At 44.6% G+C, this 2,061-nt stretch carries 2 protein-coding genes; both read left to right on the top strand.

Annotated elements, in window-relative coordinates; all coding sequences use genetic code 11:
- Positions 1–604 (top strand): response regulator transcription factor (locus tag QZZ41_RS00445; RefSeq protein ID WP_295066654.1); only part of this gene is annotated, 604 nt, incomplete at its 5' end.
- Positions 601–1,905 carry a HAMP domain-containing sensor histidine kinase gene (locus tag QZZ41_RS00440; RefSeq protein ID WP_295066652.1) on the top strand — a complete coding sequence of 435 codons (1,305 nt, stop codon included), beginning with the start codon at positions 601–603 and terminating at the stop codon, positions 1,903–1,905. The genes QZZ41_RS00445 and QZZ41_RS00440, both read left to right, overlap by 4 nt.
- The last annotated feature ends 156 nt before the right edge of the window (positions 1,906–2,061 follow it).

The following is a 2,061-nucleotide window of genomic DNA, read 5'->3' as shown; positions in this document are numbered from 1 at the left end:
GGAAAAGCTTTGCGCTGATGCCGAGACAGCCCTTGAGCTGCTTGAAGGGGAAGAGTGCAGAGTTGTGCTACTGGACGTTATGCTGCCGAAAATGAACGGCTATGAGACCTGCACAGCCATACGCAGTATAAGGGATATCCCTATATTGATGATGAGCGCACTTACCGATGAGGAGAGCAAGCTCCTCGGGTATGAGACGGGAGCTGATGATTATATCGACAAACCGTTCTCGGTAAGAGTACTTACTGCGAAGATACGGGCACTTATGAAGAGAGGAAATGCCGAAAGCAGCAGTACAGGTATACTGAAAAGCTGCGGTGTGGAGCTTGATACAGTCTCGCGGCGTGTAACATCAGGCGGTAAAGAACTTAAACTTAATGTAAAGGAGTTTGAGCTTTTGCAGTATCTCATGCAGCATGAGGGGGAAGCTGTCAGCAAGGACGAGCTTTTTAACGCGGTCTGGGGCTACGACTGTTTTACAGAGCAGAGTACGGTAAGTGTACACATACGCTGGCTGAGGGAAAAACTTGAAAAAGACCCGAATTCTCCCGAGATAATACAGACCGTCTGGAAGGTCGGCTACAGATTTGGGGCAAGCCGATGAAGAAGATTATGATAATACTTATGGTCACTCTTGCGGCTGTAGCTCTGGGGTTCAATATAGGGTGCAGAAAGCTGATATCCGCTGAGATAAGTGACAGAAACATAGCTGTTAACAGAATAAATTCCGAAATTTCGGCAATGATAGCCGAGGGCAGTGAGGACGCAGAAAGCCTGATCTCCTCGAATATGGGGAAATGGAAGATTGAGTACGGCGATGACCTGCCTGATGATATCAGGTTCATACCTGTTCAAAGTGACGGGAAAGAAGTTTTTTATGCATCTGTTGACAAGAGCAGGGCACTTTGCTCCTTATATAATGATAAGGGTGAAATAACAGGCTTTATTGAATACTGCTACATTGAAGATGACATAGGTCATGTGCTCCTTGTGGGAAATATCGTTATAATAGTCAGCTTTTTGATAATACTTGTTCACGCGCTGTATATGTGGTTTGCTGTGATAGTTCCGTTCAGACGGCTGTCGGACTATCCTGAGCGTCTGGCTCGGCTGCGTGATATACAGAGGCTGCCCGAAAGCAGGAACAGGTACTTCGGTCGGTATATATGGGGTATGAATATGCTGTCTGATGTGCTTACGTCAAGCACTAAGCGTATAAATGAGCTTGAGGGACAGAGGCGTACTCTTGTTTCGTCGATCGCACACGGAGTAAAAACTCCTGTGTCGAATATACGTCTTTATACCGATGCAGTAAGGACAGGACTTTATTCATCTGACCATGATATGATAGTGAATATTGCGGATAAAATTGACAAAAATACTGAGAAGATAGAAGCAATTGCGGCTGAACTTCTCAGATCATCAGCTTCATCGGCTGCGGTCGCCGATCTTGAGATAAGGCGTTTCTCGGTTATGGAGCTTGCTGAGCTTGTGAGAAATGAGTATAAAGACAGAATGGCTATGAAAAGGATACCATTTGAAGTCGAGTGCAGCAGCCGTTCTGTAATGGAAAGCGATAAATACGCTCTTTACCGTACTATAAGCCAGATACTGGAAAACGCTGTGAAGTATGGTGACGGTAAAGGCATAAAGGTGACATTCACAAAGCAAGACGAGGGTTTCGGCATATCTGTAAGGAACAGCGGCGAGCTTCTGCCAGAAAAGGAACTGCCTTATATATTCAGAAGCTACTGGAGAGGTTCAAATGCTTCCGATAAAGAAGGCAGCGGTATAGGTATGTACGTTGCCAATGAAACTATAAAGGCTCTTGGTGGCAGAGTTTATGTCAGACGTCTCGAAGAGACTTCCGAAATGGAATTCGTCATTTATATTGAAAATACATGATATAGTTTTTATGCCCGTAAGCGGTTGAGGTAACTGCTTACGGGCTTTTATATGCTCTTTTTTGCAGCAATAGTGCAAGTTATACAGTGAGAAGCTCTATAATGGCGGGTGAAATTGTGCAGGTGCCCAAAGTGGTATAAAAATCATAATATTGTA

Source organism: Ruminococcus sp., from assembly GCF_016283395.1.
Note: the sequence above shows the minus strand (reverse complement) of the source record. Positions and strands in the feature narration are given on the sequence as shown.

Coding starts and splice junctions, on each gene's coding strand:
- QZZ41_RS00440 (WP_295066652.1), top strand. CDS start 601: ATGAAGAAGATTATGATAATACTTATGGTCACTCTTGCGGCTGTAGCT.